Source organism: Methylobacterium jeotgali (assembly GCF_022179345.1).
In the GTDB taxonomy this organism is placed as follows: domain Bacteria; phylum Pseudomonadota; class Alphaproteobacteria; order Rhizobiales; family Beijerinckiaceae; genus Methylobacterium; species Methylobacterium jeotgali.
Genome location: NZ_BPQR01000031.1, coordinates 38,722 through 59,111, shown reverse-complemented (window position 1 = coordinate 59,111; position 20,390 = coordinate 38,722). Strand labels below are relative to the sequence as shown.

General features: G+C 72.0%; 25 protein-coding genes. 17 read left to right on the top strand and 8 right to left on the bottom strand.

Going from position 1 to position 20,390, the window contains the following annotated elements:
• The first annotated feature begins 25 nt into the window (after positions 1-25).
• The gene (locus tag MFF04_RS09690) at positions 26-748 is read left to right on the top strand and encodes a DUF599 domain-containing protein (protein WP_238275383.1); all 723 of its coding nucleotides are present in this window, start codon (positions 26-28) and stop codon (positions 746-748) included.
• 23 nt (positions 749-771) lie between these two features.
• Positions 772-1,038, top strand: a complete 267-nt coding sequence (locus tag MFF04_RS09685) for a DUF3253 domain-containing protein (protein ID WP_238275508.1) — start codon at positions 772-774, stop codon at positions 1,036-1,038.
• On the opposite strand, the gene MFF04_RS09680 is transcribed toward MFF04_RS09685, so the two are convergent.
• From MFF04_RS09680 to epmA, 5 genes are all read right to left on the bottom strand, one after another.
• Positions 978-1,802 carry a YdcF family protein gene (locus MFF04_RS09680; protein WP_238275382.1) on the bottom strand — a complete coding sequence of 275 codons (825 nt, stop codon included), beginning with the start codon at positions 1,800-1,802 and terminating at the stop codon, positions 978-980. The genes MFF04_RS09685 and MFF04_RS09680 overlap by 61 nt on opposite strands.
• 99 nt (positions 1,803-1,901) lie before the next feature.
• The gene (locus tag MFF04_RS09675) at positions 1,902-2,555 is read right to left on the bottom strand and encodes an RraA family protein (protein ID WP_238275380.1); all 654 of its coding nucleotides are present in this window, start codon (positions 2,553-2,555) and stop codon (positions 1,902-1,904) included.
• Between the two features lie 79 nt (positions 2,556-2,634).
• Positions 2,635-3,255, bottom strand: a complete 621-nt coding sequence (locus tag MFF04_RS09670; RefSeq protein WP_238275378.1) for a glutathione S-transferase family protein — start codon at positions 3,253-3,255, stop codon at positions 2,635-2,637.
• 8 nt (positions 3,256-3,263) lie between these two features.
• Complete coding sequence (locus tag MFF04_RS09665; protein WP_238275377.1) at positions 3,264-4,313, bottom strand: lysine-2,3-aminomutase-like protein; 1,050 nt, start codon at positions 4,311-4,313, stop codon at positions 3,264-3,266.
• Entirely contained in the window at positions 4,310-5,362 is a 1,053-nt protein-coding gene (gene epmA / locus MFF04_RS09660; protein ID WP_238275376.1) for an EF-P lysine aminoacylase EpmA, read from the bottom strand. The genes MFF04_RS09665 and epmA overlap by 4 nt, the downstream gene beginning before the upstream one ends.
• A 189-nt stretch (positions 5,363-5,551) precedes the next feature.
• Between epmA and efp the strand changes: the two genes are divergently transcribed.
• Entirely contained in the window at positions 5,552-6,118 is a 567-nt protein-coding gene (gene efp / locus MFF04_RS09655) for an elongation factor P (RefSeq protein ID WP_238275374.1), read from the top strand.
• A 6-nt stretch (positions 6,119-6,124) separates the two neighbouring features.
• Here the strand turns inward: efp and MFF04_RS09650 are convergent, their stop codons facing one another.
• Entirely contained in the window at positions 6,125-7,150 is a 1,026-nt protein-coding gene (locus tag MFF04_RS09650) for a heparan-alpha-glucosaminide N-acetyltransferase (RefSeq protein ID WP_238275372.1), read from the bottom strand.
• 243 nt (positions 7,151-7,393) lie between these two features.
• On the opposite strand from MFF04_RS09650, the gene MFF04_RS09645 reads away from it, so the two are divergent.
• The 6 genes from MFF04_RS09645 (at position 7,394) to MFF04_RS09620 (ending at position 11,350) form a co-directional block, all read left to right on the top strand.
• The gene (locus MFF04_RS09645) at positions 7,394-8,002 is read left to right on the top strand and encodes a cold-shock protein (protein ID WP_238275370.1); all 609 of its coding nucleotides are present in this window, start codon (positions 7,394-7,396) and stop codon (positions 8,000-8,002) included.
• Positions 8,002-8,487, top strand: coding sequence for a DUF192 domain-containing protein (locus MFF04_RS09640; protein ID WP_373319998.1), 486 nt, complete (start codon positions 8,002-8,004; stop codon positions 8,485-8,487). The genes MFF04_RS09645 and MFF04_RS09640 overlap by 1 nt, the downstream gene beginning before the upstream one ends.
• Before the next feature lie 129 nt (positions 8,488-8,616).
• Positions 8,617-9,045, top strand: coding sequence for a hypothetical protein (locus MFF04_RS09635; protein ID WP_238275365.1), 429 nt, complete (start codon positions 8,617-8,619; stop codon positions 9,043-9,045).
• Positions 9,046-9,336: 291 nt separating this feature from the next.
• Positions 9,337-9,768, top strand: coding sequence for a response regulator (locus MFF04_RS09630; protein ID WP_238275364.1), 432 nt, complete (start codon positions 9,337-9,339; stop codon positions 9,766-9,768).
• Between the two features lie 98 nt (positions 9,769-9,866).
• Positions 9,867-11,060 (top strand): alpha/beta hydrolase fold domain-containing protein, encoded by a 1,194-nt coding sequence (locus tag MFF04_RS09625; protein ID WP_238275362.1) that lies wholly within the window; start codon positions 9,867-9,869, stop codon positions 11,058-11,060.
• A gap of 89 nt (positions 11,061-11,149) precedes the next feature.
• On the top strand, positions 11,150-11,350 hold the full coding sequence (locus tag MFF04_RS09620; RefSeq protein WP_238275361.1) for a hypothetical protein: 201 nt from the start codon (positions 11,150-11,152) through the stop codon (positions 11,348-11,350).
• 44 nt (positions 11,351-11,394) lie between these two features.
• Here the strand turns inward: MFF04_RS09620 and MFF04_RS09615 are convergent, their stop codons facing one another.
• Both MFF04_RS09615 and MFF04_RS09610 read right to left on the bottom strand, forming a co-directional pair.
• On the bottom strand, positions 11,395-12,348 hold the full coding sequence (locus MFF04_RS09615; protein ID WP_238275360.1) for a DUF1775 domain-containing protein: 954 nt from the start codon (positions 12,346-12,348) through the stop codon (positions 11,395-11,397).
• A gap of 73 nt (positions 12,349-12,421) precedes the next feature.
• The gene (locus tag MFF04_RS09610) at positions 12,422-12,784 is read right to left on the bottom strand and encodes a hypothetical protein (protein ID WP_238275359.1); all 363 of its coding nucleotides are present in this window, start codon (positions 12,782-12,784) and stop codon (positions 12,422-12,424) included.
• 231 nt (positions 12,785-13,015) lie between these two features.
• On the opposite strand from MFF04_RS09610, the gene MFF04_RS09605 reads away from it, so the two are divergent.
• The 8 genes from MFF04_RS09605 to thiL all read left to right on the top strand — a co-directional run bounded on the left by MFF04_RS09605 (position 13,016) and on the right by thiL (position 20,370).
• On the top strand, positions 13,016-14,326 hold the full coding sequence (locus MFF04_RS09605) for a L,D-transpeptidase family protein (protein ID WP_238275358.1): 1,311 nt from the start codon (positions 13,016-13,018) through the stop codon (positions 14,324-14,326).
• 264 nt (positions 14,327-14,590) lie between these two features.
• Positions 14,591-15,895 carry a serine hydroxymethyltransferase gene (gene glyA, locus MFF04_RS09600; protein ID WP_238275357.1) on the top strand — a complete coding sequence of 435 codons (1,305 nt, stop codon included), beginning with the start codon at positions 14,591-14,593 and terminating at the stop codon, positions 15,893-15,895.
• A 127-nt stretch (positions 15,896-16,022) separates the two neighbouring features.
• Positions 16,023-16,538, top strand: a complete 516-nt coding sequence (nrdR, locus tag MFF04_RS09595) for a transcriptional regulator NrdR (protein ID WP_306308047.1) — start codon at positions 16,023-16,025, stop codon at positions 16,536-16,538.
• Between the two features lie 20 nt (positions 16,539-16,558).
• Positions 16,559-17,641: a bifunctional diaminohydroxyphosphoribosylaminopyrimidine deaminase/5-amino-6-(5-phosphoribosylamino)uracil reductase RibD gene (gene ribD / locus MFF04_RS09590; protein ID WP_238275507.1), complete on the top strand. Its 1,083-nt coding sequence runs from the start codon at positions 16,559-16,561 to the stop codon at positions 17,639-17,641.
• Positions 17,641-18,273 (top strand): riboflavin synthase, encoded by a 633-nt coding sequence (locus MFF04_RS09585; RefSeq protein ID WP_238275356.1) that lies wholly within the window; start codon positions 17,641-17,643, stop codon positions 18,271-18,273. The genes ribD and MFF04_RS09585 overlap by 1 nt, the downstream gene beginning before the upstream one ends.
• 71 nt (positions 18,274-18,344) lie before the next feature.
• Complete coding sequence (ribH, locus tag MFF04_RS09580; RefSeq protein WP_238275354.1) at positions 18,345-18,893, top strand: 6,7-dimethyl-8-ribityllumazine synthase; 549 nt, start codon at positions 18,345-18,347, stop codon at positions 18,891-18,893.
• A 5-nt stretch (positions 18,894-18,898) separates the two neighbouring features.
• The gene (gene nusB, locus MFF04_RS09575) at positions 18,899-19,378 is read left to right on the top strand and encodes a transcription antitermination factor NusB (protein ID WP_238275352.1); all 480 of its coding nucleotides are present in this window, start codon (positions 18,899-18,901) and stop codon (positions 19,376-19,378) included.
• The gene (gene thiL / locus MFF04_RS09570) at positions 19,375-20,370 is read left to right on the top strand and encodes a thiamine-phosphate kinase (RefSeq protein ID WP_238275350.1); all 996 of its coding nucleotides are present in this window, start codon (positions 19,375-19,377) and stop codon (positions 20,368-20,370) included. Before nusB ends, thiL begins: the two co-directional genes overlap by 4 nt.
• Positions 20,371-20,390: the final 20 nt, after the last annotated feature.

Below are 20,390 nucleotides of genomic sequence, written 5' to 3'. Positions count from 1 at the left end.
CCTTCAGCTCTCGGCCGCGAGGACCATGGACAGCCTGACGAGCCGGATCGGCCTCGCCTATGCCGATCTCGCGGCGCTCGCCTACTTCATCGCCGCCTGGGTCGGCTACGGCCTCTCGGTGGGGCGCCTGCGCGGGCGGGCGGTGTCGCTGACGCAGATCATGAACGAGCAGCGCCGGGTCTGGGCGGAGCAGATGCTCGTGCGCGACAACCGGGTTGTCGACACCACCATCAACGCCTCGCTCCAGAACGGCACCGCCTTCTTCGCGTCGACCTCGCTGCTGGCGCTCGGCGGCGTCCTCACCCTGTCGCGCTCGGGCGACGACGTGCTGACCCTGTTCGGCGCGCTGCCCTTCGGCACCATCGCGAGCCGTGCCACCTGGGAGATGAAGGTCGCGGGCCTCGCGGTGGTGTTCGTGTACGCGTTCTTCAAGTTCGCCTGGGCGTATCGCCTGTTCAACTACGGCGCGATCCTGATCGGCGCGATTCCCCCGATGGGGGCCGGCGTCCCCCGCGAGGAGATGCTGAAGGCCGCCCACCGCGCTGCGGCGATGAACACCGCCGCCGGCCGGCACTTCGCCAAGGGGCAGCGGGCCTTCTTCTTCGCGCTCGCCTATCTCGGCTGGTTCGTGAGCGCCTGGCTGATGATGGCGACGACCACCGCCGTGGTGCTGGTGATGTGGCGGCGCCAGTTCGCCTCGCCGATCCGCGCCTCGCTGCTGCGGGACGAACCCTGGAGGCGAGGTTGAGCGAGGCGGAGATCGAAGAGACGATGCTGCGGCTCGTCGCGGAGCGGGGCGCCGGCAAGACCGTCTGCCCCTCCGAGGTCGCCCGCGCGCTGGGAGGCCCGCATCCGGACGGCTGGGGGCCGCTGATGAAGCCGGTGCGCCGGGTCGCCGAGCGGCTGATGCGCGAGAACCGCGTCGCGATCCTGCGCAAGGGCCGGGTCGTCGATGATCCCGAGACCTTCCGCGGCATCTACCGGCTGGCGCTGCCCGCCGACGGCGCCTCTGGCGCGGGAAACAGCGCGTCGGTGTAGCCCGACAGCCGGTAGGCGACGAGGCCGATCCACTCCTTCACCGCGAGGTCGAGGGTGAGGAGCCCGTCCGAGGCGAAGCTGTTGACGCGGGTCGCGTCCATCCAGCCGCGGGCGCGGTAGTCGACTGGATGGGCGATCACCTCGAAGCCCGCCTCCCGGAAGCAGCCGACCGAGCGTGGCATGTGCGCGGCCGAGGTCACCAGGATCCAGCGCTCGCCGGGCTTCGGCTGGACGATGCGGGCGCTGAACAGGGCGTTCTCGCGGGTGTTGCGCGACTGGGTCTCGAGGATCAGGCGGCTGCGCGGCAGGCCCAGCACCTCGGCCTGCCGGCTGACGATGTTGGCCTCCGCCAGGGTGCCGTCGCGGAGCGAACCGCTGCCGCCGGAGAACACCAGCCGCGTCTGCGGATAGCGGCGGGCGAGGTCGGCGAAGTAGATCGGCCGCTCGCCGGCATCGTTGACGACGACCTGATCGCGGGCGCTCGACAGGCCCGCCTCGATGCCGCCGCCGAGCGCGATGATGCCGGCAATCGGGCGCCCGTCGTCGACGAAGGCGGGGAAGCGCTGCTCCAGGGGCAGGACGACGAGGTAGCAGAGGGGGCTCAGGCCCGCGACGACGAGACCGCCGCCGCCGAGGACGGCGAGCGCCGCGCCCGTGCGGCGGAAGCGCGTGACGGCGATGAGCGCCCCGAGGACGGTTGCGAAGATCAGCAGGTTCGAGGGGGTGATCGCGAAGAAGATCACCTTCGAGAGCGGGAAGAACATGGAAGGGGCGCTCTCAGCCGAAGGGGATGCCGGTCCGGCGCGAGTGCGCGTCGGGACCGGAACGCGGGACGTCGTGACGACGAGGCGGCCGGGGACGCGTCAGGCCTGCCCGGTCTCGGTCCGGTAGCGCTCGAGCGTTTCCGCATCGGGGGGCAGCAGGCCGGAGAGGGGGCGGCCGGAATCGACCTCGCGCTGGAGCCAGAGGTCGAGCCGCTGCTGGTCGACGGCCTCCAGCGCCACCTCCTCGGTGATCTCGGCGGGGATCGCGAGGACGCCGTCCGCGTCGCCGACCACGATGTCGCCGGGATGCACCGCCGCGCCGCCGCAGGCCACCGGCTGGTCGTAGCCCGCCAGGATCAGGCCCGGCCCGTGTCCGGCCCCGGCCCCGTGCCAGACCGGCATCACGTTCGGCCCGGCGAGGGTGCCGTCGGTGACGAAGCCCGCGGCGCCCCGGTTTGCGAGGCGCACGCTCAGCATCGCCGCGAAGGGCAGGGGCTCCCGCGCGCCGCCGGTGTCGGCGACCACCACCGCGCCGTGGGGTACCGCCTCGATCGCCTCGGCGAGCGACACGCCGGCATCGCCCCGTGCCGGGATGAAGCGCAGGGTGAAGGCCGGGCCGGCCGCCACCGCGCCGGTGCGGGCGCGCAGGCCCCGCAGGGCGCAGGCCGAGAGGCCGCGCCGTGCAAGCACCCGCGCCAGCCCGGAGGACGGCACGGCGAGAAGGGCGTCGCGCAGCGTCGGATCGATCGACATCGGGCTCAAACACTTTCGATGGGTCGGTGGAGCGGGGCGAACCTGTGGCGCGGCGCGCCCCGCGGCAAGGTCTTTCCGGTCAGCTCAGGGGCTGGCCGAGCACGCAGGCCGAGGCCGGGCGCTCGGCGAGGCGATCGAGCCAGCGGGCGACGTTGGGGCGCGGCTTCGGATCGACGGGGATGTTCAGCCAGCGATAGGCCGCGCAGGCCACCGCGATGTCGGCGATGCCGAAGCGCTCGCCGACCATGAAGTCGCGCCCATTGAGGTGCCGGTCGAGGATCTCGGCGCAGCGCTCGCTGCGGGCGGCGGAGGCGGCGATGAGGGCCTGGTCGCGGTCGGCCGGCTTGAAGCGGAAGCTCTGGAGGAAGGCGTCGCGCATGGCGAGGGTGAAGGCCGTCGCCTGCCAGTCGAGCCACTGATGCACCCGGGCGCGCTCGCGGGGCGCCTCGGGCAACGCCAGCGCTGCGCCGCCGGTCTCGGCGAGGTGACGCAGGATGGCGTTCGATTCCCAGAGCGCGAAACCGTCCTCCTCCAGCACGGGCACGAGGCCGTTGGGGTTGAGCGCCAGGAAGGCGGGATCGTTCACGACGCCGAAGGCGCCGCCCGCCTCGACGCGTTCGTAGGGCTCGCCGAGTTCTTCCAGCGCCCAGAGCGCCTTCTGCACGTTGACGGAGTTCGCCCGTCCCCAGAGCTTGCGCATGCGTCCTCTCAGGCCTCTTCCTCGGGCGGGTAGGGGTGCTCGATCCCGGACGGATCGGTGACGACGGACCGCCCGGACCCGGTGCGGAGATAGCCCGGCCCCACCGGCACCTTGCCGTGGCCGCCGGGGATGTCGAGCACGTAGGCCGGCTGCGCAAGCCCGGAGAGCTTTCCGCGCAAGGTCCGCATCAGCGCCTGCCCTTCATCGAGACCGGTGCGCAGGTGCGCCGTGCCCGGGGCGAGGTCGCCGTGGTGGAGGTAGTAGGGCTTCACGCGGTTCTCGACGAAGGCCCGCATCAGCGCCTCCAGCGTCGGCGCGTCGTCGTTGACGCCCCGCAGCAGCACGCTCTGGCTCACCATCGGGATGCCGGCATCCACGAGCCGGGCGATGGCCGCGCGGGCCGCAGGCGTGAACTCGCGGGGGTGGTTGGCGTGGAGCGCCACGAACACGGCCCGTCCGAACCCTCTGAGCGCCGCGACGAGGTCGCCGCCGACGCGGCCCGGATCGACCACCGGCACGCGGGTGTGGACGCGCAGCACCTTCACATGCGCGATCCCCGAGAGCGCGCTCGCGATGGCGCCGAGCCGGCGCGGCGACAGGGCGAAAGGATCGCCGCCCGTCAGCACCACCTCCCAGATCGCGGGACGCTCCGCGATGTAGGCGAGCGCCGCTTCCATCTCGGTGTCGCTCAGCGTGCCGAGTCCGGAGGGTCCCACGACCTCCCGCCGGAAGCAGAAGCGGCAGTAGACCGGGCAGACGTGGAGCGGCTTCAGCAGCACCCGGTCGGGATAGCGGTGGACGATGCCGGGAAGCGGCGCGTGCGCGTCGTCGCCGATCGGGTCGGCGCGCTCGACGGGCGCGGTCTCCAGCTCCTCGGCCCGGGGAAGGAACTGGCGGCCCATCGGGTCGGCGGGGTCGGCCGCATCGATCAGCTCGGCGAGGTCCTGCGTCAGCGACAGCGCGTAGCGGGCGCTCACCGCCTCCAGCATCGGCAGATCGTCCGCCGAGGCGAGGCCCGCCGCCACGAGGTCCCGCGCCGTGCGCAGCGGCCGGCTCACGCGACGGTCTCCGCGACCGGGGTCCAGAGCACGTCCTCGATGTGGCGGGCGCCGGTCGCGAGCATCACCAGCCGGTCGAGCCCCAGCGCGACGCCGCTCGCCTCCGGCATGATCGCCAGCGCGGCCAGAAAATCCTCGTCGATCGGGTAGGTCTCGCCGTAGACCCGCAGCTTCTCGGCCATCTCCGCCTCGAAGCGGCGGCGCTGCTCTTCCGGGTCGGTCAGCTCGCCGAAGCCGTTGGCGAGCTCGACCCCGCAGGCGTAGAGCTCGAAGCGCTCGGAGACGCGCCGGTCGCCGTCCTTGCGCCGGGCGAGCGCGGCCTCGCAGGCCGGGTACTCGCACAGGATCGTCGGGCGGCCGAGGCCGAGCTGCGGCTCGACCCGCGCCACGAGCACGCGGCTGAACAGGTCCGCCCAGGTGTCGTCGTCGGCAACGCGCAGGCCCGCCGTCGAGACCTGCTCCGCCAGAGCCTCGCGGTCGGGCTCGCCATCGGCTCCGAGCGTCGCGAGGAGATCGATGCCGGCGTGGCGCGAAAAAGCCTCCGCGACGGTGATCCGCTCCGGCGCGGCGAAGGGGTCGGCCTCGCGACCCCGCCAAGTCAGGCGGTCTGTACCGGCCGTCTCGGCGGCGAGCGCCAGCATCGCGGCGCAGTCGGCCATGATGCGCGCGTAGGGCTCCCCCGCGCGGTACCATTCGAGCATCGTGAACTCGGGATGATGCAGCGGTCCGCGCTCGCGGTCGCGGAACACCCGCGAGAGGCTGAACAGGCGCTCCTCGCCCGCCGCGAGCAGCTTCTTGCAGGCGAACTCCGGCGAGGTGTGCAGGTACAGCGGATGCCGGCTGCCGTCCGGCGCCGTCGCCGCGGTGGCGAAGGCCGAGAGATGCGCCTCGTTGCCCGGCGAGACCTGGAGCGCAGCCGCCTCGACCTCGACGAAGCCCTGGCCGCCGAGATGCGCCCGCAGCGCCGCGGTGATCCGGTTGCGGGTCAGCAGCCGGCCGCGGCGGTCCGCGTGGCGCGCCGGAGTCCACCAGGGCGAGGGGGCGCTCATCCGGCGGACCGGCTCGGCGAACGGGGGCGAATCGGCGGCACGGCGGGTTCCAAAGTCGGCTCGATGGTCGGCTCTCTGCGGCTGGCAACCGCCTCGCGGATAGGATAGTGGCGGAACAACACGCCCTCGGCCCGCGGATCGCCGCGCTGCCGAGCGCCTCCGGATTCCATCAAAGCAGGACCTGACCCCGTGAAGGTGATCGCCTCAACGCTCCGCAAGGGCAACGTCGTCGAGAAGGACGGCAAGCTCTACGTGATCCTGTTCGCCGAGAACATCCATCCCGGCAAGGGCACTCCGGTGACGCAGCTCGACATGCGCCGCATCACCGACGGCGTGAAGGTCTCCGAGCGCTACCGCACCACCGAGCAGGTCGAGCGCGCCTTCGTCGAGGACCGGGAGCACACCTTCCTCTACAGCGACGCCGAGGGTTTCCACTTCATGAACCCCGAGAGCTACGAGCAGGTCGCCGTGCCGGAGGACGTGGTCGGCGATGCCGCCCCCTACCTCCAGGAGGGCATGGCCGTGATGCTCTCGATCCACAACGACACGCCGCTCACCATCGAGCTGCCGCAGCGCGTCACCCTCGAGGTGGTCGAGACCGAGCCGGTGCTCAAGGGCCAGACCGCTTCCTCCTCCTATAAGCCGGCGGTGCTCTCGAACGGCGTGCGCACCTCCGTGCCTCCGCATATCGGCACCGGCACCCGCGTCGTGATCATGACGGCGGACGGCGCCTACGTGGAGCGCGCCAAGGACTGATCGGCGTCACGGCGGCGGGGCCGAGCCCTCCGCCGCCGCGTAGCAGTCGCCCGAGAGGCGCTGCGCCCGCAGCCGCTCCGGCGTCGTGAAGCTGCGCTCGCCCCGCGACCACAACCCCTCCGCCCGCAGCGCCTCGGCCGTGCAGCGGGCCGCGATGCGGCAGGCCTCGGCCGAGCCGCCGGTGCGGGTGCAGATCGCCACGTAGTCCCGCCGGAACTCGGGCCAGCCGGCCCGGGGATGCGGGCCGGTCAGCGCCGCGAGCCCAGAGAGCAGAGCCAGCAGCACCGGCTGGTGGATCAGGTAGACGATCAGGCTGTGCCGGCCGGCGAAGGCGGCGGCCCGTCCGGGCCAGCCGCGCGGCTGCCAGGAGCCGGCGCGCGAGGCGGCGAGGATCGGCAGCCCCAGCTTCGCCAGCGCCATCCCGAGCAGCACCGGACCGAACCAGGGAAACAGCGGCACGAAGTCGTTGGTGCGCGGCACCGCCTGCCCGAGCCCGAGGAAGGCCAGCGCCGGAGCATCGAGGAGCGGATGCGCGACGACGAACGGCGCCGCGATCACCGCGAGCCCGGCCGGCGCCAGCATCCAGGCCGGCCAGCGTAGGAAGGCCAGCGCCATCAGGCTCGATACGGCGATACAGTGCAGGATGCCGAAGAAGACGTAGGTCTCGGGGAAGGCGAGATAGGTGCCGGCGGTGACGAGGAGCGCGCCCGTGCCGATGCGGAGCAGGCGCTGCAGGGTCGCGCGCCAGTGGATGCCGGCCCCGTTCATCAGTACCACGCCGACGCCGACGAGCAGGAGGAAGCTGCCGGCGATGGCATGGGCCGCCGCCCGGCCGCCCCCGGTGAGGGCGTAGTTCTCCGGCGTCAGCCGCAGGAAGCCGAGATCCCAGAGCGTGTGATAGGCGGCCATCGCCGCGAGGCAGAGGCCGCGCGCGGCGTCGACGACCGGCAGGCGCCGCTGCGTGACGACGGCCTCGTGCGCGGCCGCGCGGTCGGTCGGGTGCGGCGCGTCGGTCGGATCCGGATCGGACATGCTCCGCCCCTAGCATTCCCGCACCGGGCGGTCGAAGCGCTCACGGGATCGTGAGTGAGGGCGGAGGGCGTCCGAAATGCAGCGCGGCGCGCCCCTGAGGGCGCTCTGTGGCGGCGGGGACGATTGCCGGAAAAATACGCAGATGCTGCCGAGCCGCGCCGGTGGAACGGGCTTCCGCCGAGTCTAGACTTTGTTAATCTCGTTTCTGACGCCGCAGCGTGTGATTCGGGTTGGGTTGCTTACATGTCCGACGAAGCGGGATCGGGGGTCGCCGAGAAGGCGCCAGGGACCACGACCCTGGCCGGGGGCGGCCTCGACGAGGAGTCGCGGGCCGATCTGCGGCTCGAGGAGGTTGCCGGCCGGATCAAGTGGTTCGACGTCTCGAAGGGCTTCGGCTTCATCGTGCCCGACGACGGCCGCCCGGACATCCTCCTGCACATCACCTGCCTGCGGCGGGACGGGCATCAGGCCGCCAGCGAGGGCGCGCGCATCGTCGTGGAGGCGGTGGAGCGGGCGCGCGGCTGGCAGACCTTCCGGGTCGTCTCCCTCGACCAGTCGGCGGCCCTGCATCCGGCGGAGCTGCCGGTGGCGCGCACCCATGTCAGCGTGACGCCGACGAGCGGGCTCGAGACGGCGGTGGTGAAGTGGTTCAACCGCCTGCGCGGCTTCGGCTTCCTCAGCCGGGGGGAGGGCACGCCGGACATCTTCGTCCACATGGAGACCCTGCGCCGCTACGGTATCGCCGAGCTGAAGCCTGGCGACACTGTCCTCGTCCGTTACGGCGACGGCTCCAAGGGCGTGATGGCCGCCGAGGTCCGCCTCGTCGACGGGGCGCTCCCGGCCTCGCACTGATGAGACCCATGCCCAGGCTCCCGCTCCTCGCCCTGGCGCTCGGCCTCGGCTGCGCGCTGCCCTCCGCCGCCGTGAACGCCGCCCCGCCCGGCGCCGAGACCACCCTCGGCGAGGCGCTGGCGATCGTCACGCGCTCGGGCACCCACGTCTTCAACGTCGAGGTGATGCGCGACGACGCTTCCCGCGCCCGCGGGCTGATGTTCCGACGCAGCATGGCGCCCGATCAGGGCATGCTGTTCGACTTCGAGCGGGTGCAGCCCGTCGCGATGTGGATGAAGAACACCTACCTGCCCCTCGACATGCTCTTCATCCGGCAGGACGGCACCATCGCACGCATCGCCGCCGACGCCGAGCCGCTCTCGACCCAGGTCATCCCCTCGAACGAGCCGGTGCTGTCGGTGCTGGAGCTCAACGCCGGCACCGCCGCGCGGCTCGGCATCAGACCCGGCGACCGCATCGATCACCCGCTGTTCCGCACGCGCTGACGATCGCTGCCTTCGTCGGAAAAACGAACGCATCGTGAACGGTGCTGTTGACGCCCGCATCGATTCGGCACAGTGTTCCTCAAACGTTCTATCCGGCGCGTCGGCGCCGCGATCGACCGGGAGGAGCCAGTGCTCGACGTTCTCGACCTCGACTTCGATCTCGCCGCCGCGATCCTCTTCCGCAACGCGGAGTGGGTGGTGACCGCGGACGGTCTGGAGCATCGCGACACCGGCTACGACATCCCGAGGGAGGCCATCGACCGCCGCCGGGGGCCGGAGCTCTGGGACTGGCCGCTCCACATGGCTGAGAAGGGCTGGTGCACGCCGAGCCTGTTCCGCGAAGCCTTCCTCGTCGCCCTCGAGCGCTACGGCATCGCGCGGGACGCGGCTCTGGCCGAGAGCTTCGCCCTCGGCTTCGGCATCCGCGCGAGCCGCAGCGAGGGCGAGGCCGCCTTCGCCCGCCTCGGCGAGATCCTACGGCCGCGCACCCGGGCTCGCGAACGGGTCGCGGTTGCGCCGACGCGGCGTCTCGCCGCACAGGTCGCCGCGCGCGTCTGATCCGAAGGTCCGGTGGGCCGCCGGGCCGCCGGGCCCCCTGCCGTCGACGTCCGCGCGAAGCCTCGCGTGACCCCTGCTCGCGGACGCCTGAAGGCGGCTGCGGGCGCAGCGGTCACGAGGTCGTGTCTCTCGCTGCGCCGCACGCTCCGTTCTTGGCTGTGCTCTCGAGGACACGGCTGTTCTCGCCCTCCTGTGCCACTGTGCCTGCTGGCCCCGCGTTTCCCGGCGCGGGCGGAGCACACAGAACCTCGCGACGGGTCCGCCGTTACGCCGAGAGCGAGTACGCCGACCATGAGCGACGCGAACGCCCCGGACCGGAAGCCCGTCATCCTCGTCGTCGAGGACGAGCCGGACGAGCGCTTTCTCGCGGCCTCGCTGCTGGAGGAGACGGGCTTCGCCGTGATCGAGGCCGAGACCGCCGACCACGCCCTGGCGATCCTCAACGACCGCGCCGACGAGGTCAGCGTCGTGTTCTCGGACGTGCGCACGCCGGGGCCGATCGGCGGCTTCGAGCTCGCCCGGATCATCGGCGTCACCTGGCCGCGCGTGCGCGTCCTCCTCACCTCGGGCGACGCGGGCGATCAGCCGAGCGACCTGCGGGTCTCCGCGACCTTCATCCCCAAGCCCTGGCGGGCGCAAGACATCCTGGCCTGGGTCCAGGAGGCGGCGGGCCTGCCCCCCGGCGGCGGCCCCTCCGTGATCGGCGAGCGCCGCGGCGACTGAGCCTGCCGGCCCGGCGTTCCTCCGTTGCGCGGATGCCATCGCCACGGGGGCGCGATCTGGTATTGACGCTGATACGTTCCGAGAGCGCCGAGCCGACCATGCGTCCCACCCGTTCCCTCGTTCGCGCCGCCGCGGTGCTGGCCTGCCTCGGGACGCCGGCGGGGTCCGCCTACGCGGCCGCACCGCCGCCCCAGCCCGTCGAGGGGCCCGGCGGCATGGGCGACAAGGCTGCCACGATCGCCAAGAAGGCGGTCGGTCCGGCGAGCGCCTCGACCTACGTCTTCCACAAGGCCGGTGCGGCGCCTGCCGAGGGACGGCCCGTCGTCGTGTTTCTGCACGCCTGGGGCGCCACGAACCCGCAGGCCTACGGGACCTGGATCGACCACCTCGCCCGGCAGGGCCATCTCGTGCTGTTCCCGCGCTTCCAGGAGGTGAACCGCTCCAAGCCTTCCGATGCCACGGCCAAGGCCGAGGACCTCGTGAAGGCGGCCCTCTCCGAGCTGTCCGGCGACGCGGAGGCCAAGCCCGACCCGAAGCGTCTCGCCGTCATCGGACACCTCGCCGGGGCCCCCATCGCTGCGAACATCGCCGCGGAAGCCGCGGGCAAAGGCCTACCGGCTCCGAAACTCGTCTACGCGATCATGCCCGGCGGCATCGCCAGCACCCCGAAGTCGCGGGGCGTGCCGCTCGCCGATCTCTCGACCATCCCCGCCGGCACCATGATCGTCGCCGTGATCGGCGACCGGGACGCCCGCGCCGCCGACATCGCCGCGCGCCGCATCCTGCGGGAGGCGAGCGCCGTGCCGAGCGAGCGCAAGCTTCTCGTGCGGGCGCTCTCCGACGATCACGGCTTCCCGGCGCTCACGGCGACCCTCGCGGCGCCGGCCGGCACCGATTCGGCCTATGACGGCGGTGCCATCAAGCTGGCGCCCGAGCCCAAGGACGGCCCGAAGCCGCCGCCGTTCAAGTGGTCAGCGGAGATGGCGCTCAGCGGCGAGCAGCAGACCCTCGTGGCGCAGATCAACAACGCCCGCACGGACACGCTCGACTATCTGGCCTTCTGGAAGACCTTCGACATGGCGGCGACCGCCGCCTTCGCCAGCTCCGAGGCCACCGTGCTCAAGAACGATCCTCGCTTCGGGGACATGCAGCGCTGGGCGGATGGCTGGCCCGTGAAGCGCCTCGCCGTCGAGACGCCGAAGCCGCCGGCTCCGCACGCGACGCCGGTCGCCGCGCCTGCGACACAGCCCGCGAAGGGCCCGGCGCAGAAGCAGCCCGTCCGCCGTCCCTGATCCCGTCTGCCGCCCCTGATCCCTTCGGCGGCTACGCTCTGGCGCGGCCCTTGCTAAGCTTGTTCCGTCGATTGGACGGGATTCGCGCCATGCCCGATTTCGTTGCCGCTCTCTTCGCCGCCGCCGCCTTCTGCATGGGCGTCATCGCCTTCAACGCGCTGACCCGCGCCGTCGTCCAGATGCAGATCGCCCCGAGCGATCTCGGCGAGAACGGGCTGGCGCAGTTCGGCGGCGCGCTGCTCCTGGCCCGGGTCGCCTATCGCTATCCGCGGGCGCGCCGGGACGCCTGAGCGTCGGGACGTCCTCCCCGCGAACTTGGAGGACGTCCGCGTCCTCAGTGCTGGTGGCCGCCGGACGCGGCGGCCGGCGCCGTGCCGCGCACCTCGAACACTACCGGCACCGTGCCGGCGCGCTCGAAGGTGACGCTGCCCTTCACGCTCTCGCCGGCCTTGGGCGGACGCTTCAGGTCCTCGAGCATCAGGTGATACCCGCCGGGCTTCAGCTCCGCGGCCTCGCCGCTCTTGATGGCCAAGCCGTTCTCGACGGGCGCCATGCGCATCACCCCGTTCTCGATGCTCATGGAATGGATCGAGACGCGGCCGGCGATCTCGGCTGTGGCCGAGAGGAGCTTGTCCGGCTCCCGTCCGCTGTTCGACGCGGTGAAGTATCCGCCGGCGACCTTGGCGCCGGCCGGCGTTGCCCGGATCCAGGGCGCCGTCACGGTAACGGTGCCGGCCTTCGCGGGCGCCTGAGCGGTCTTTCCCTCGGCGGCGACCACGCGGACGGCGGGAGCGGGCGATTTCAATTCCCGCGGGTCCTGGCCCGCCGCCGGAACCTCCGTCCAGCGATAGCTGCCCTTCTCGCAATCCTGCTCGATGGGGAAATGAATCGTGGCACCCGGCGCGAAGGCGTCGCTGACGCGGGCGAAGAAGGTGAACTCGTCGATCTGATCGTCCGGGAGGCTGCCGCCGCTCCAGATAATGGTCTTCACGCCCTCCGACACCGTGCCGTGGAAGCTCTGATAGGGCCGGGCGTAGGCGCCCCTCGTGACGGCGACCTGCCAGCCCGGCTTCGGCATCGGCTTGGCGCCGACCACGCCCTCGGGAATCGTGACGGTGACGCGGGTCGTCGGCGTGCCCTCGCAGCCATGCATGATCTGGACGACGCCGCGATAGGCGCTGTCGGGGTTCGCCTCCTTGCGTTCGAGGTTGGCGTGGGCCCGGGCGAGGCCAGGGGCGGCGGCGAGGGCGAGCGCCGCGAGGAGGGCGGCCGGGGATCGGGTGGGCATGGAACGGTCCTGAAGCTGAGCGAGCGGACGAGGCCGCCGGGCCGAGGGCCCGTCGTGCCGGCTGTCGAATCGGTCAGGCGAGGGGCGGTCCCCGAGGGCGGCCGGTCGGACCGGCGGGCTCGCGACCGGCCTCTCGCGGCGGGGAGATCGAGACCGTTCGGTCCGCCGCTCGCGGGACGCGGAGGGCGGCCGCCGCCGGAGCCGGCAGGTCGCACGCGTGACCGGCGTGATGCAGGAGGCAGCAGGCGGGATGCGGCTCCGGCCGGTCCGGACCACCCCGATCCTGTGCCGCCACGCCCGGAGCGCAGATCGCCGCCGTCTCGGTGGCGGGCGCAGGCGACAGGCTCCCGGCCAGGGCCTGGAGCACGAGCGCGTAGAGCGCGATCACCGAGATGATCGCGCGCAGGCGCAGCCGTGCCGTCGCGGCGTGAAGCATGGCCGCCAGCCATAGGGGATCGCCGCCGGCCGCGCCAGACGGGGGCCGATCCGGCGGACGGATCGCGTCGCCGCGGCGGCCAATCGAGCCGCCATGTGCGCCGCCGCACGAGGGCGCCATATTCTGGCCCGGAGGACATGGGTTCTTAACGCTACCGCGACACCCTCGGGCCGTCCGGTTCTGCGTGAGGTCTCGCGGTTCCGGCGTCCCGACATCTGACAGAGCCCGTAGATGCTGACCCTGGCACCGACCCTTCGCGCGAACCTTGGCGCCCTCGGCCTTGCGCTGCTCGCCTCGGCCGCCTTCGCCGTCCCCGCCGGCGCCCGCGAGGCCGGCTTCGCGCAGGCGGAGTGGGCCCAGGACTACGCCGCCCCCACCGGCATGCAGGTGCAGCGCTCGCTGACGCCGATCCTGTCGCCGCAGACCGTGGCGGCCACCGAGCAGATGGCCGAGCGCTACAAGGACATCGTCGCCCGCGGCGGCTGGCGGCAGGTCTCTGGCGCCGACCGCCTGCGCGTCGGCTCCCGCGGCCCGGCGGTCGACGCCGTGCGCCAGCGCCTGATCGTGACCGGCGATCTCGACCCTGTGGCCGGTTCCTCCGGCGTCTACGATTCCTACGTCGCCGCCGCGGTGAAGCGCTTCCAGGCCCGCCACGGCCTCGGCCAGACCGGCGCCATGAGCGCCGCCACCCAGCAGGCCATGAATGTGCCCGCCGACGTGCGGCTGCGCCAGCTCGAGATCAACGTGGTGCGCCTGCGCTCCTACTCGGGCAACCTCGGCAACCGCTTCGTCATCACCAACATCCCCGCGGCCCTGGTCCAGACCGTCGAGAACGGTCAGGTCGTGACCCTGCACGCGGCCGGCGTTGGCAAGATCGACCGCCAGTCGCCGATCATGAATACCAAGGCGACGCAGATCAACTTCAACCCGACCTGGACGGTCCCCGCTTCCATCGTGAAGAAGGACCTCATCCCCAAGATGCAGAAGGACCCGAACTACCTCACCGACAACAAGATCCGCATCCTCTCGGGTGCCGGCGAGGTCTCGCCGAAGTCGGTGAACTGGTTCTCGGACGAGGGCACCCGCTACACCTACCGGCAGGACTCGGGCGCCGACTTCAACTCCATGGGCATCGTGCGCATCAACATCCCCAACCCGCACGGGGTGTTCATGCACGACACCAACACCAAGGGCGTGTTCGGCGACGACTTCCGCTTCATCTCCTCGGGCTGCGTCCGCGTGCAGAACGTGCGCGAGTACATCACCTGGCTGCTCAAGGACACGCCCGGCTGGGGCCGTCAGCAGGTCGAGGAGGCGATCGAGAGCGGCAAGCGCGTCGACGCCAACATCAGCACCCCGGTGCCGGTCTACTGGACCTACATCACCGCCTGGTCGACCCCGGACGGCCTCGTGCAGTTCCGCGACGACATCTACAAGCGCGACGGCGTGAACGTGCCCTCGACCATCTCGGCGCCGACTCCCGTCGCCAGCGCCCAGTCCACGATGCCCGAGGTCTACGAGCCCGGCGACGAGGGCAACTGAGCCTTCCTCACCGCGTCCCGGCGATACGAGGCCGCCGTCCCGCCCGGGACGGCGGCCTTCGTCGTTTCGCAGGGCGCTCGCGGCCTGCCGGCAAGGTGACGCGAAACGTCGGAAAGCACCGCGCTGCCGAATTTTTTTCAACGGGACGGCAAATTCTGCAACGCTTGGCCTCGCAGGCGGCCGCGTGTAGTAATCCCGGCTTCAACGCCCACCCGTGAACGCCAACGGACGACGGGCCGAGCCCGTACCAGAATAGAGGCCACCATGAGCGCCGGTACCGCTGCCGACCATTCCGTGCAGGACACCTTCTTCAAGGCGTCCGTCGCGCAGACCGATCCTGAACTCGCCCGCGCCATCGAGCAGGAGCTCGGCCGGCAGCAGCACGAGATCGAGCTGATCGCCTCCGAGAACATCGTCTCCCGCGCGGTGCTCGAGGCCCAGGGCTCGGTGCTGACCAACAAGTACGCCGAGGGCTATCCGGGCCGGCGCTACTACGGCGGCTGCCAGTTCGTGGACGTGGCCGAGAACCTCGCCATCGAGCGCGCCAAGCGCCTGTTCAACTGCGGCTTCGCCAACGTCCAGCCGAACTCCGGCTCGCAGGCGAACCAGGGCGTGTTCATGGCCCTGATGCAGCCCGGCGACACCTTCATGGGTCTCGACCTCGCTGCCGGCGGCCACCTCACCCACGGCGCGCCCCCGAACGTCTCGGGCAAGTGGTTCAAGCCCGTCTCCTACACCGTGCGCCGGGACGATCAGCGCATCGACATGGAGCAGGTCGAGCGCCTGGCCCACGAGCACAAGCCCAAGGTCATCATCGCCGGCGGCTCGGGCTACCCGCGCCACTGGGACTTCGCGAAGTTCCGTGAGATCGCCGATGCGGTCGGCGCCTACTTCTTCGTCGACATGGCCCACTTCGCCGGCCTCGTTGCGGCGGGCGTGCATCCCTCGCCGTTCCCGCACGCGCACGTCGCCACCACGACGACCCACAAGACGCTCCGCGGCCCCCGCGGCGGCATGATCCTCACGAACGACGAGGCGCTCGCCAAGAAGTTCAACTCCGCGATCTTCCCCGGCCTTCAGGGCGGCCCGCTCATGCATGTCATCGCCGGCAAGGCGGTGGCCTTCGGCGAGGCCCTGAAGCCCGAGTTCAAGATCTACGCCAAGCAGGTCATCGAGAACGCCAAGGCGCTCGCCGACACCCTGATCTCCGGCGGCTACGACATCACCTCCGGCGGCACCGACAACCACCTGATGCTGGTCGACCTTCAGAAGAAGGGCCTCACCGGCAAGGCGGCCGAGGCGGCCCTCTCGCGGGCGGACATCACCTGCAACAAGAACGGCGTGCCCTTCGACCCGCAGAAGCCGACCGTCACCTCGGGCATCCGCCTCGGCACCCCGGCCGGCACCACCCGCGGCTTCGGCGTCGCCGAGTTCAAGCAGATCGGCGGCTTCATCGTCGAGGTGCTGGACGGCGTCGCCGCCAAGGGTGAGGAGGGTGACTCCGCCGTCGAGGCGAGCGTCAAGCAGCGCGTCCACGCGCTGACCGAGCGCTTCCCGATCTACGGCTGACATCCCGGCGAGGGTGTGGGGGAGGCGGCTTCCGCTGGCCTCCCCGAGACGCTACAGAACGGCCGCGGGCAACCTGCTCCGCGGCCGTTCTCTTTTCAGCGGTACGAATCAGGAGCGCGTCCGCCCCATGCGGTGCCCCTTCTGCGGCGGCTCGGACACGCAGGTGAAGGATTCCCGTCCGAGCGAGGACGGAAGCTCGATCCGCCGCCGCCGCGTCTGCCCGGACTGCGCGGGACGCTTCACGACCTTCGAGCGGGTGCAGCTGCGCGAGCTCGCGGTGCTCAAGCGCTCCGGCAAGCGCGTGCCCTTCGACCGCGACAAGCTCCAACGCTCCATCGACGTGGCCCTGCGCAAGCGCCCGGTCGACCCGGAGCGGGTGGAGCGGCTCGTGAGCGGCATCACCCGGCAGCTCGAGAGCAGCGGCGAGGCCGAGATCGCCTCGGAGGCGATCGGCGAGCTGGTGATGGAAGGGCTCAAGGCCGTCGACGACGTGGCCTATGTCCGCTTCGCCTCCGTCTACAAGAACTTCCGCGAGGCCAAGGACTTCGAGACGCTGCTCGGCACCCTCGGCGAGACTCAGCGCGCTGCCCCCGAAGAGGGCGGCCCCGCGGAACTCGCGCGCGCGGCCAAGGGCTCCCGGTGAGCGTCCTAGACCGCCGCTTCATGCGCCTCGCGCTGGCGGCAGGGCGGCGCAACCTCGGCCGCACCTGGCCGAACCCCTCCGTCGGCGCGGTCGTGGTCGCGGGCGGGCCCGGTGCCGAGCGGATCGTCGGGCTCGCCGCGACCGAGATCGGCGGCCGGCCGCATGCGGAGACGCTGGCGCTTGCCATGGCCGGCGAGGCGGCGCGCGGCGCCACCCTCTACGTCACCCTCGAGCCCTGCTCGCACCAGGGCCGCACGCCGCCCTGCACGGACGCCATCGTCCGCGCCGGCATTGCGCGCGTGGTGAGCGCGGTGGGCGATCCCGATCCGCGGGTCTCCGGCCGCGGCCACGCCCTGCTCGAAGCGGCGGGAATCGCCGTCGAGACGGGGCTGCTGGCGCAGGAGGCTGCCCGCGACCATCTCGGCCACATCACCCGCGTCACTAAGGGGCGCCCGGCGCTCTGGCTGAAGCTCGCGCGGACGCGGGACGGGTTTGCCGCCGGCGCGCCCGGCGAGCGGCTGCGCATCACCGGCCCCCTCGCGGACGGGCGCGTGCATCTCTGGCGCGCCCATGCCGACGCGATCCTGATCGGCGTCGGCACGGCGCGGGCCGACAATCCGGCCCTGACCGTTCGGCTGCCGGGACTGGAGCCGCGCTCGCCCCTGCGGATCGTGCTGGATTCCGAGCTGCGGCTCAGCCCGGCGAGCACCCTGGCGCGCACCGCGCACGATGTCCCGACCCTCGTTCTGACGACGCGCCGCGCCCCCGTCCATGCCCGCCGGGCGCTCGCGGCCCTCGGCGTCGAGGTCGAGATCGTGGCCACCGCTCCGGATGGCCGCGTCGACCTGCCGGCCGCGCTCGCCCATCTCGGAGAACGGGGGCTGACGCGCCTCTGCAGCGAAGGCGGGCCCTGCCTCGCCGAGGCTCTGGCCGGGGCCGATCTCGTCGACCGCTGCACGCTGATCACCGGGCCCGGCACGCTGGCCGAGCCCGGCCTTCCGGCGGTAGGGCCGGCCCTGGCGGCGCGGCTCGCGGGCTTCCATGTCTGCGACGACGAGACCCTCGGCCCCGACCGGGCCGCCACCTACGAGAGAGCGTCCTGATGTTCACCGGCCTCGTCTCCGATGTCGGCACCGTGCTGTCCGTGGAGGGCGACGCGCGTCTGCGGCGCATCGCCATCCGCTGCGGCTACGATCCCGCCGGCATCCTGCTCGGCGCCTCCATCGCCTGCTCCGGGCCCTGCCTCACCGCCGTCTCCGTCGAGCCCGCCGAGGGGGGCTGCGTCTTCGCGGTCGATGCGGCCGCCGAGACGCTGGCGCGCACCAACGTCGGGGCCTGGCAGGCGGGGCGGCGGGTCAACCTGGAGCGCTCGCTGCGCATCGGCGACGAACTCGGCGGCCATCTCGTCACCGGCCATGTCGACGGGCTCGCCGAGATCGTCGCCCGCGAGCCCGTCACCGAGCGGGAGAACGACTGGGGCCCGAGCGAGCGCTTCGTGCTGCGCGCCCCCCGCGACCTCGCCGCCTTCATCGCCGAGAAGGGCTCGGTCTGCCTCGACGGCACCTCGCTCACGGTGAACGGCGTTGAGGACGACCTCTTCAGCGTGCTCCTCATCCCTCACACGCTCGCCGTCACCACTTGGGGCGAGCGCCGGACGGGCGACCGGCTCAACATCGAGGTCGATCTCATCGCCCGCTACGCGGCCCGGCTGACCGACGCGCGGGCGGGTGCTTGAGGTAGGCTCCGCTTCGGTCTAGTGCTCGCCGCCCACCGCGCCGCAGCATCGGCGGAGGCTGAAGGCAGGCCATGGTCTCGACCGCACCCACCCCCCGCCGCGACAAGGCTGTCGGGCCCTCCCTGAAGGGCGCCCGCGTGCTCGTCGTCGAGGCCCGCTTCTACGACGACCTCGCCGACGAGCTGCTCGCCGGCGCGCAGGGCGCCATCGACGCCGCCGGAGCGAAGGCCTTCACGGTCTCGGTGCCCGGTGCCCTCGAGATCCCGGCGACCATCGCCATCCTGGTCGAGGCCGCCGAGCGGGCCGGCGAGCCCTACGACGCCGCCGTGGCGCTGGGCTGCGTCATCCGCGGCGAGACCGGGCATTACGACATCGTGGCCGGGGAGAGCTCGCGGGCGCTGATGGACCTGTCGGTGGCCCTGCGCCTGCCGCTCGGCAACGGCATCCTCACCGTGGAGAACGAGGCGCAGGCACATGCCCGCGCCCGCGTGGCGGAGATGAACAAGGGCGGCGGTGCGGCTGAGGCGGCGCTCTCCGTGCTCGCGCTGAAGCGCGCGGCGGAAGCCGCGGTCGCGGCCGTCGCCTCGAGCCGCGACGGCAGCCAGAGCGTCGAGGTCTGAAGGCGATGACGAAGCTCGACGAACGCGCCGGAGCCCGCCTCGCGGTGGTCCAGGCGCTCTACGAGATGGAGATCTCCGGCAAGGGCGTCCTCGACGCGCTGGCCGAGTTCGAGGCCTTCTGGATCGGCCAGGAGGTCGAGGGCATCCTCCATCCGCCGGCCGAGGGGGCCTTCTTCCGCGACCTGCTCCGGGGCGTGGTCGAGGAGCAGCGGGCGATCGACGTGACGGTCGACGGCGCGCTCGCCCAGGGCTGGCCCCTGCGGCGTATCGAGTCGGTGCTGCGCGCGATTATGCGGGCGGGCACCTACGAGCTGATGTTCCGCCGCGACGTGCCGGCGCGCTCGGCGATCTCCGCCTATGTCGACGTCGCCCATTCCTTCTACGATGGCGATGAGCCGGGCCTTATCAACGCGGTTCTCGACAAGGTCGCCCGCGGCACCCGCGCCGCCGAGCTCGCCCTTCCGGAACGGTCGAAGCAGGGGTGAGCGGGCCGGGGCGTCCGGGCGAGGAAGCGCTCATCGCCCGCTACTTCGCGCCGCTCGCGGGGGAGGGCGCCGAGGGCCTGCGCGACGACGCCGCCAGCCTGGCGCCGACGCCGGGCCACGACCTCGTGGTGACGACGGACGCGATCGTCGCCGGCATGCACTTCTTTCCCGATGATCCCCCGGCCTCCATCGCCCGCAAGGCGCTCGGCGTGAACCTCTCGGACATCGCCGCCAAGGGTGCCGACCCGCGCGGCTTCCTGCTGACCCTCGCACTGCCCTCCGATTGGACCGAGGCCTGGCTGGCCGGTTTCGCCGAGGGGCTCGGAGAGGCGAGCCGCGCGCTCGGTTGCCCGCTTCTCGGCGGCGACACCGTGCGCACGGACGGCCCGTTGCTCATCGGCGTCACCGCCTTCGGTGAGGTGCCGTCGGGCGGCATCGTGCGCCGCCAGACCGCGCGGCCGGGCGACCTGATCTGCGTGAGCGGCACCATCGGCGACGCGGCCCTGGGGCTCGCCCTGCGCCTCGATCCCGGCGCCGCCTGGGCAACCGCGCTGTCCGACGGCGAGCGGGCGCATCTCGCCGACCGCTACCTGCATCCGCGCCCGCGCACGGCGCTGGCCGGGCTCCTGCGCCGCCACGCCACCGCCGCGATGGACGTCTCGGACGGGCTCGTCGGCGATCTCGGCAAGATGCTGGGTGGCGGGACGACGGCGCGCGTGGACGCGCGTCGCATCCCGCATTCTTCCGCAGCGCGACATGCGGTCATGGTTAATGAAGGGTTGATCGAGACGATTCTCTGCGGCGGCGACGATTACGAGCTGATTTTCTGTATCCCGGAGGCGGATTGGCCGGCCATCGAAGCCGAGGCCTGTGTCCTCGGCGTCGATATCACAATGATCGGACAGGTTGCAGACGGACAGGTGGCCCCCGAATTCATCGATCTATCCGGAAACGCGCGCGGCTTCGCCCGCAGGGCCTTCGAACACTTCTGATTGTTCGTAAGGCTCGGCCT

Coding starts and splice junctions, on each gene's coding strand:
- MFF04_RS09690 (WP_238275383.1), top strand. CDS start 26: ATGGACAGCCTGACGAGCCGGATCGGCCTCGCCTATGCCGATCTCGCG.
- MFF04_RS09685 (WP_238275508.1), top strand. CDS start 772: ATGCTGCGGCTCGTCGCGGAGCGGGGCGCCGGCAAGACCGTCTGCCCC.
- MFF04_RS09680 (WP_238275382.1), bottom strand. CDS start 1,802: ATGTTCTTCCCGCTCTCGAAGGTGATCTTCTTCGCGATCACCCCCTCG.
- MFF04_RS09675 (WP_238275380.1), bottom strand. CDS start 2,555: ATGTCGATCGATCCGACGCTGCGCGACGCCCTTCTCGCCGTGCCGTCC.
- MFF04_RS09670 (WP_238275378.1), bottom strand. CDS start 3,255: ATGCGCAAGCTCTGGGGACGGGCGAACTCCGTCAACGTGCAGAAGGCG.
- epmA (WP_238275376.1), bottom strand. CDS start 5,362: ATGAGCGCCCCCTCGCCCTGGTGGACTCCGGCGCGCCACGCGGACCGC.
- MFF04_RS09650 (WP_238275372.1), bottom strand. CDS start 7,150: ATGTCCGATCCGGATCCGACCGACGCGCCGCACCCGACCGACCGCGCG.
- MFF04_RS09645 (WP_238275370.1), top strand. CDS start 7,394: ATGTCCGACGAAGCGGGATCGGGGGTCGCCGAGAAGGCGCCAGGGACC.
- MFF04_RS09640 (WP_373319998.1), top strand. CDS start 8,002: ATGAGACCCATGCCCAGGCTCCCGCTCCTCGCCCTGGCGCTCGGCCTC.
- MFF04_RS09630 (WP_238275364.1), top strand. CDS start 9,337: ATGAGCGACGCGAACGCCCCGGACCGGAAGCCCGTCATCCTCGTCGTC.
- MFF04_RS09625 (WP_238275362.1), top strand. CDS start 9,867: ATGCGTCCCACCCGTTCCCTCGTTCGCGCCGCCGCGGTGCTGGCCTGC.
- MFF04_RS09620 (WP_238275361.1), top strand. CDS start 11,150: ATGCCCGATTTCGTTGCCGCTCTCTTCGCCGCCGCCGCCTTCTGCATG.
- MFF04_RS09615 (WP_238275360.1), bottom strand. CDS start 12,348: ATGCCCACCCGATCCCCGGCCGCCCTCCTCGCGGCGCTCGCCCTCGCC.
- MFF04_RS09610 (WP_238275359.1), bottom strand. CDS start 12,784: ATGCTTCACGCCGCGACGGCACGGCTGCGCCTGCGCGCGATCATCTCG.
- MFF04_RS09605 (WP_238275358.1), top strand. CDS start 13,016: ATGCTGACCCTGGCACCGACCCTTCGCGCGAACCTTGGCGCCCTCGGC.
- glyA (WP_238275357.1), top strand. CDS start 14,591: ATGAGCGCCGGTACCGCTGCCGACCATTCCGTGCAGGACACCTTCTTC.
- nrdR (WP_306308047.1), top strand. CDS start 16,023: ATGCGGTGCCCCTTCTGCGGCGGCTCGGACACGCAGGTGAAGGATTCC.
- ribD (WP_238275507.1), top strand. CDS start 16,559: ATGCGCCTCGCGCTGGCGGCAGGGCGGCGCAACCTCGGCCGCACCTGG.
- MFF04_RS09585 (WP_238275356.1), top strand. CDS start 17,641: ATGTTCACCGGCCTCGTCTCCGATGTCGGCACCGTGCTGTCCGTGGAG.
- ribH (WP_238275354.1), top strand. CDS start 18,345: ATGGTCTCGACCGCACCCACCCCCCGCCGCGACAAGGCTGTCGGGCCC.
- nusB (WP_238275352.1), top strand. CDS start 18,899: ATGACGAAGCTCGACGAACGCGCCGGAGCCCGCCTCGCGGTGGTCCAG.